9 protein-coding genes and 1 pseudogene are annotated in these 7,403 nt (G+C 67.5%); 9 read left to right on the top strand and 1 reads right to left on the bottom strand.

All coding sequences use genetic code 11. From position 1 onward, the window contains the following. A pseudogene (locus F3J14_RS32285) lies at positions 1-281 on the bottom strand (flagellar biosynthesis protein FlgA); the annotation flags it as partial. A 205-nt stretch (positions 282-486) separates the two neighbouring features. On the opposite strand from F3J14_RS32285, the gene flgB reads away from it, so the two are divergent. The 9 genes from flgB to F3J14_RS32330 all read left to right on the top strand — a co-directional run. After that, entirely contained in the window at positions 487-975 is a 489-nt protein-coding gene (gene flgB / locus F3J14_RS32290) for a flagellar basal body rod protein FlgB (RefSeq protein WP_012364906.1), read from the top strand. A 37-nt stretch (positions 976-1,012) separates the two neighbouring features. Further along, entirely contained in the window at positions 1,013-1,438 is a 426-nt protein-coding gene (gene flgC, locus F3J14_RS32295; protein WP_006755137.1) for a flagellar basal body rod protein FlgC, read from the top strand. Positions 1,439-1,520: 82 nt separating this feature from the next. Next, positions 1,521-2,267 (top strand): flagellar hook assembly protein FlgD, encoded by a 747-nt coding sequence (locus F3J14_RS32300; protein ID WP_166726377.1) that lies wholly within the window; start codon positions 1,521-1,523, stop codon positions 2,265-2,267. A 28-nt stretch (positions 2,268-2,295) separates the two neighbouring features. Next, positions 2,296-3,537, top strand: a complete 1,242-nt coding sequence (gene flgE, locus F3J14_RS32305) for a flagellar hook protein FlgE (RefSeq protein ID WP_166726378.1) — start codon at positions 2,296-2,298, stop codon at positions 3,535-3,537. 20 nt (positions 3,538-3,557) lie between these two features. Next, the gene (flgF, locus tag F3J14_RS32310) at positions 3,558-4,316 is read left to right on the top strand and encodes a flagellar basal-body rod protein FlgF (protein WP_166726379.1); all 759 of its coding nucleotides are present in this window, start codon (positions 3,558-3,560) and stop codon (positions 4,314-4,316) included. A 35-nt stretch (positions 4,317-4,351) separates the two neighbouring features. Then, positions 4,352-5,140, top strand: coding sequence for a flagellar basal-body rod protein FlgG (flgG, locus tag F3J14_RS32315; RefSeq protein ID WP_006755141.1), 789 nt, complete (start codon positions 4,352-4,354; stop codon positions 5,138-5,140). Between the two features lie 21 nt (positions 5,141-5,161). Further along, complete coding sequence (gene flgH / locus F3J14_RS32320) at positions 5,162-5,851, top strand: flagellar basal body L-ring protein FlgH (RefSeq protein ID WP_006755142.1); 690 nt, start codon at positions 5,162-5,164, stop codon at positions 5,849-5,851. Further along, complete coding sequence (locus tag F3J14_RS32325; RefSeq protein WP_166726380.1) at positions 5,851-7,035, top strand: flagellar basal body P-ring protein FlgI; 1,185 nt, start codon at positions 5,851-5,853, stop codon at positions 7,033-7,035. The genes flgH and F3J14_RS32325 overlap by 1 nt, the downstream gene beginning before the upstream one ends. Beyond that, positions 7,036-7,403, top strand: a 368-nt coding sequence (locus tag F3J14_RS32330; RefSeq protein WP_211080415.1) for a rod-binding protein, incomplete at its 3' end; no start/stop codon positions are given.

The following is a 7,403-nucleotide window of genomic DNA, read 5'->3' on the forward strand; positions in this document are numbered from 1 at the left end:
TCGGTGCCGGCTGCACCGGCCGCCATCGCCATGCCTGCTCCCGCTCCCGACGCCATGCCCGCACCCGACGCCATCCCCGCATTCCCGCCGAACTGCCCGCCGCTCGCCGCATTCGCATGCGCGAGCGCCGTCTCGGCCGTCTCGCCGCGTCCGGGGATCACGATCATCCCGTCGTCCGCGTGCGCAACCGGCACCGCGAGCCACAGCGCCGCGGCGAGCGCGAACGCACGCGGCACACGCGTCCGGCGTCCGTCGTTTGCCCGAAGTGCGCTGCCTGTCATCGCCGTGTCCTAGAAACCGTTGATCCGATTCGCATTCTAGGGAGCGGGGCCGTCGCGCAAACGATGAATAGAGGGGGCCTTTGCCGCGTTATTCGCCCGATTGCCGGTTGCGCGCGACGCCTACCATCGCTGTCATGGAAAAAAGCCCCTTGGGTCGCCATCCGGCGCAACGGGCGTGCAGCGCTTCATACGGAGAGACGCACACATGCTGGACAAACTCGATGCCGAATTCGCGTTCGGCCGACAGGCGCTCGACGTGCGCGCCTATCGGCAGGAACTGCTGTCGTCGAACATCGCGAACGCCGACACGCCGGGCTACCAGGCCCGCGACGTCGATTTCGCGTCGACCCTCGCGCGCTCGCTGAAGCAGACCCACGGCGGCCTCGCGCCGAGCAACGCCGCGCAGCTGCCGATGGCGCAGCCGGCCGGCGTGGCGAGCGGGATGACGATGGTGTCGACGGCGCCGGGCCACATGGCCGGCACCGCGAAGCTGATTCCCACGGGCGGCCCGGCCGACGACTACGGTCGTTCGCAATACCGGATGCCGCTGCAGCCGTCGCTCGACGGCAACACGGTCGATCTCGACGTCGAGCGCGTGCAGTTCGCGAACAACGCGCTGCACTACGAAACCGGGATGACCGTGATGACCCAGCAGATCAAGGCGATGATCGCCGCGATCTCGACGAACTCGTAAGCGCGCGCCGCTTCCGCCCCCCGAACAAGGAGCCTCCATGCCCTCGTTGATGAACATCTTCGGCGTCGCCGGTTCGGCGCTGTCCGCGCAATCGCAGCGCCTGAACGTCACCGCGTCGAACCTCGCGAACGCCGACAGCGCGACCGGCCCCGACGGCAAGCCGTACAAGGCCAAGCAGGTCGTGTTCGCGACCGACCCGATGGGCGGCGCGCGCACCGCGTCCGGCCAGGGCGTGGGCGGCGTGCGCGTGACGAAGGTGATGGACGATCCGTCGCCGATGAAGTCGACCTACGACCCGGCGAACCCGTCCGCCGACGCGAACGGCTACGTACAGATGCCGAACGTCGATCCGGTGCAGGAGATGGTGAACATGATCTCGGCGTCGCGCTCGTACCAGGCCAACGTCGAGACGCTGAACACCGCGAAGACGCTGATGCTCAAGACGCTGACGATCGGCTCGTAAGCCGCGCCGGGCGAGCTTCGGCATCGAGACACCGAGACATCGAGACCCCAGACCCGACAGTTCCGACACAAGGCCATTCAGGATGACATCCACCAGCACGACGATCGGCAGCAACGGCACCAACGTGTCGACCCTGCCGACCGACACGATGAACACCAGCAACGTGTCGACGACCGGCACGTCGGCGAGCGACCTGCAGGCGACGTTCCTGAAGCTGCTCGTCACGCAGCTGCAGAACCAGGATCCGACGAGCCCCGTCGACAGTTCGCAGATGACGTCGCAGCTCGCCCAGATCAACACGGTGAGCGGCATCGCGCAGCTGAACACGTCGCTCACGTCGCTATCGAGCCAGCTCGCGGCGGGCCAGCAGACGCAGGCCGCGCTCCTGATCGGCACGAACGTGCTCGCGCCGGGCAACGGCGTCGCGGTGAAGAGCGGCGCGGCGTCGCCGTTCGGCGTGTCGCTCGCGAACGACGTGTCGAACCTGACGATCACCGTGAAGAACAGCTCGGGCGCCGTCGTCAACACGATCAACGCGGGCAAGCAGTCGGCCGGCACGGTGCCGTTCAACTGGACGCCGACCGACGCGGCCGGCAACGCGCTGCCGGACGGCAAGTACACCGTGAGCGCGCAGTACACGGGCAGCGACGGCAAGACGTATGCGCCGACCGTGCTCGCGGCCGCGCAGGTACAGAGCGTGATCAAGCAGGCGGACGGCACGGCGGGGCTCGTGCTGTCGAACGGCACGACCGTGGGGCTCACCCAGGTCGCGTCGATCTTCCCGAACACCGCATCGTCGTCGTCCTCCGACGCCACCACCACCAACTGATCCAGCTTTCTCGAAAACGGAGACCGAAATGGGTTATCAACAGGGTCTGAGCGGCCTCGCCGGCGCATCGAACGCGCTCGACGTGATCGGCAACAACATCGCGAACGCGAACACGGTCGGCTTCAAGTCGAGCACCGCGCAGTTCTCCGACATGTACGCGAACTCGATCGCGACGTCGGTCAACACGCAGATCGGGATCGGGACGGCGCTCGCATCGGTACAGCAGCAGTTCGGCCAGGGCACGATCAACACGACGAACTCGTCGCTCGACGTCGCGATCAACGGGAACGGCTTCTTCCAGATGTCGAACAACGGCGTGACGACGTACTCGCGCGACGGCACGTTCCAGCGCGACAAGAACGGCTACATCGTCAACGCGCAGGGCCTGAACCTGATGGGCTACCTGGCCGACAAGAACGGCGTGGTGAATACCGCGCAGACCGTGCCGCTGCAGGCGCCGACGACCAACATCTCGCCGACCGCCACGACCAAGATCACCGGCCAGTTCAACCTGAACTCGCAGGACAAGGTGCCGACCAAGACACCGTTCGACGCGACCGACACCTCGACGTACAACTATTCGACGTCGGTGCAGGTGTACGACTCGCTCGGCGGCTCGCAGGCGGTCAACATGTACTTCGTGAAATCGGCGGCGGGCACGTGGGAAGCGTACGCGGGCGTGCAGGGCGGCACCACGACCGACCTCGGCACGGTCACGTTCGACTCGTCGGGTGCGATCAAGAGCACGACGACGGGCACGCCGGCCGTGCCGACCACGTCGGTCGGCCAGTTCCAGTTCACCGTGCCGACCACCGACGGCTCGACGACGCCGCAGCCGCTCACGCTCGACCTGACCGGCACCACGCAATTCGGCGGCAAGGACGGCGTGAACAACCTCGCGCAGGACGGCTACGCGAGCGGCACGCTGACGACCTTCTCGATCGGCTCGGACGGCAAGCTGACCGGCAACTACTCGAACGGCCAGACGGCGGTGCTCGGCCAGATCGCCATCGCGAACTTCAACAACCCGAACGGACTCGTCAACCTCGGCGGCAACCAGTACGCGGAAACGGCCGCGTCGGGCGTGCCGCAGATCTCGGCGCCGGGCAGCACGAACCACGGCACGCTGCAGGGCAGCGCGCTCGAGAACTCGAACGTCGACCTGACGTCGCAGCTCGTCAACCTGATCACCGCGCAGCGCAACTACCAGGCGAACGCGCAGACGATCAAGACGCAGCAGACCGTCGACCAGACGCTCATCAACCTGTAACGCGCGGATAACCGGCAGCCATGGACCGACTGATCTACACGGCGATGACGGGCGCGTCGCAGTCGCTCGACCAGCAGGCGATCGTCGCGAACAACCTCGCGAACGCATCGACGACGGGTTTTCGCGCGCAGCTCGCGACCTACCGCGCGGTGCCGATGAATTTCGGCGACGGCAGCACGAGCGACCCGACGACGACGCGCACCTACGTGCTCGCGTCGACGCCCGGCGCGGACTACGCACCGGGTCCGATCACGCGCACCGGCAACCCGCTCGACGTCGCCGTGCAGGGCGCCGGCTGGCTGTCGGTGCAAACGGCCGACGGCAGCGAGGCGTACACGCGCGCCGGCAACCTGCATGTCGATGAAAACGGCCAGCTCGTCAACGCGAGCAACCTGCCGGTGATCGGCAACGGCGGCCCGATCTCGGTGCCGCCGAACGCGGAAGTGACGATCGGCAAGGACGGCACGGTGTCCGCGCTGATGCCGGGCGACCCGCCGACCGCGGTCGCGATCGTCGACCAGATGAAGCTCGTGAACCCCGATCCGGCCACGCTCGCGCGCGGCAACGACGGGCTGTTCCGCACCGCCGACGGCAATCCGGCCGACAGCGACCCGAGCGTGGTCGTCACGCCGAATTCGCTCGAAGGCAGCAACGTGAACCCGGTGACCGCGATGGTCGCGATGATCGACAACGCACGGGCGTTCCAGCTGCAGTCGAAGCTGATCCAGACGGCCGACCAGAACGAGCAGTCGGCGAACCAGCTGCTCAACTTCAGCTGAGCGGCACGGCCCTCGCTACCAGGAGAAGATTCAACATGAACCGTTCGCTCTACATTGCCGCCACCGGCATGAATGCGCAGCAGGCGCAGATGGACGTGATCTCGAACAACCTCGCGAACACCAGCACGAACGGTTTCAAGGCGTCGCGCGCGGTGTTCGAGGATCTGCTGTACCAGACCATCCGCCAGCCGGGCGCGAACTCGACGCAGCAGACCGAACTGCCGTCGGGCCTGCAGCTCGGCACCGGCGTGCAGCAGGTCGCGACCGAGCGCCTGTACACGCAGGGCGGCCTCACGCAGACGGGCAACTCGAAGGACGTCGCGATCAACGGCGCGGGCTTCTTCCAGGTGCTGATGCCGGACGGCACGAATGCGTACACGCGCGACGGCTCGTTCCAGACCAACGCGCAGGGCCAGCTCGTCACGTCGAGCGGCTACCAGATCCTGCCAGCGATCACCGTGCCGCAGAACGCGCAGTCGCTGACGATCGGCAAGGATGGCGTCGTGTCGGTCACGCAGCCGGGCTCGAGCAACGCGGTGCAGATCGGCTCGCTGCAGATCGCCACCTTCATCAACCCGGCCGGCCTCGAGGCGAAGGGCGAGAACCTGTTCGCCGAAACCACCTCGTCGGGCGCGCCGAACGTGGCGCAACCGGGCCTGAACGGCGCGGGCGTGCTCAATCAGGGCTACGTCGAGGCGTCGAACGTGAACGTCGTGCAGGAGCTCGTCAACATGATTCAGACGCAGCGTGCGTACGAGATCAACAGCAAGGCCGTGACGACGTCCGACCAGATGCTGCAGACCGTCACGCAGATGAAGAGCTAACCGGAAAGTCCAGTCGTCGCCATGAAGCAGGTTCGCCTCCTCCCGTCAGCCCCCGTGCGCGCCGTGTGCGCGCTCGCGGTGGCCGCGCTCGCCGGCTGCGCGCAGATTCCGCGCGATCCGATCATCCAGCAGCCGATGACGGCGCAGCCGCCGATGCCGATGTCGATGCAGGCGCCCGGCTCGATCTACAACCCGGGCTACGCGGGCCGGCCGCTGTTCGAGGACCAGCGGCCGCGCAACATCGGCGACATCCTGACGATCATGATCGCGGAGAACATCAACGCGACCAAGTCGTCGGGTGCGAACACCAACCGGCAGGGCAACACCGACTTCAGCGTGCCGACGGCCGGCTTCCTCGGCGGACTGTTCGCGAAGGCGAACATGTCGGCGGCCGGCGCCAACAAGTTCGCGGCGACGGGCGGCGCGAGTGCTGCGAACACGTTCAACGGCACGATCACGGTGACCGTCACCAACGTACTGCCGAACGGCAACCTCGTCGTCAGCGGCGAGAAGCAGATGCTGATCAACCAGGGCAACGAGTTCGTGCGCTTCTCGGGGGTCGTCAACCCGAACACGATCTCGGGCGCGAACTCGGTCTACTCGACGCAGGTCGCCGACGCGAAGATCGAATACTCGTCGAAGGGCTATATCAACGAAGCCGAGACGATGGGCTGGCTGCAGCGCTTCTTCCTCAACCTCGCACCGTGGTGATGACGATGCCGCAGCTTCTTTTCCACCGACTGTCGTCGCGCGTGCAGGCCGTCGCGCGGATCGCCGCCGCGCTCGTGCTGGCGGCCTGCGCGTTCGGCGCGCCGAGCGCGCACGCGGAACGCCTGAAGGATCTCGCGCAGATCCAGGGCGTGCGCGACAACCCGCTGATCGGCTATGGCCTCGTCGTCGGCCTCGACGGCACGGGCGACCAGACGATGCAGACGCCGTTCACGACGCAGACGCTCGCGAACATGCTCGCGAACCTCGGCATCTCGATCAACAACGGGTCGGCCAACGGCGGCCCGTCGTCGCTGAACAACATGCAGCTGAAGAACGTCGCGGCCGTGATGGTGACCGCCACGCTGCCGCCGTTCGCGCGGCCGGGCGAGGCGCTCGACGTGACCGTGTCGTCGCTCGGCAACGCGAAGAGCCTGCGCGGCGGCACGCTGCTGCTCACGCCGCTGAAAGGCGCGGACGGGCAGGTGTATGCGCTCGCGCAGGGCAACATGGCGGTCGGCGGCGCGGGCGCGAGCGCGAACGGCAGCCGCGTCCAGGTGAACCAGCTCGCGGCCGGCCGGATCGTCGGCGGTGCGATCGTCGAGCGCTCGGTGCCGAACGCGATCGCACAGATGAACGGCGTGCTGCAGCTGCAGCTGAACGACATGGACTACGGCACCGCGCAGCGGATCGTGTCCGCGGTCAATTCCAGCTTCGGCCCGGGCACCGCGACGGCGCTGGACGGCCGCACGATCCAGCTCGCCGCGCCGGCCGATTCCGCGCAGCAGGTCGCGTTCATGGCGCGCCTGCAGAACCTCGACGTGAGCCCGGACAAGGCCGCCGCGAAGGTCATCCTGAACGCGCGCACCGGCTCGATCGTGATGAACCAGATGGTGACGCTGCAAAGCTGCGCGGTCGCGCACGGCAACCTGTCGGTGGTCGTCAACACGCAGCCGGTGGTGTCGCAGCCCGGGCCGTTCTCGAACGGGCAGACGGTGGTCGCGCAGCAGTCGCAGATCCAGTTGAAGCAGGACAACGGGGCGCTCAAGATGGTGACGGCCGGCGCGAACCTCGCCGACGTCGTGAAGGCGCTGAACTCGCTCGGCGCGACGCCGGCGGACCTGATGTCGATCCTGCAGGCGATGAAGGCGGCCGGCGCGCTGCGCGCCGACCTGGAGGTGATCTAAATGGCAGCGAACCTTCCCGACGCGAACGATCTTACCCAGCGCTTCGCACTCGACGTGCAGGGCTTCGACGCGCTGCGCGCGCAGGCGAGGCAGTCGCCGCAGGCCGGCGCGAAGGCGGTCGCGGGCCAGTTCGACGCGATGTTCACGCAGATGATGCTCAAGAGCATGCGCGACGCGACGCCCGACGGCGGGCTGCTCGATTCGCACACGTCGAAGATGTACACGTCGATGCTCGACCAGCAGCTCGCGCAGCAGATGTCGAAGCGCGGGATCGGCGTCGCCGACGCGCTGATGAAGCAGCTGATGCGCAACGCGGGGCAGGGCGGCGACACGGCGGCCGACGCCGGCGCGGCCGGGCTCGGCGCGGT

Source organism: Burkholderia sp. Tr-862 (assembly GCF_011753085.1).
GTDB classification, from domain to species: domain Bacteria; phylum Pseudomonadota; class Gammaproteobacteria; order Burkholderiales; family Burkholderiaceae; genus Burkholderia; species Burkholderia ambifaria.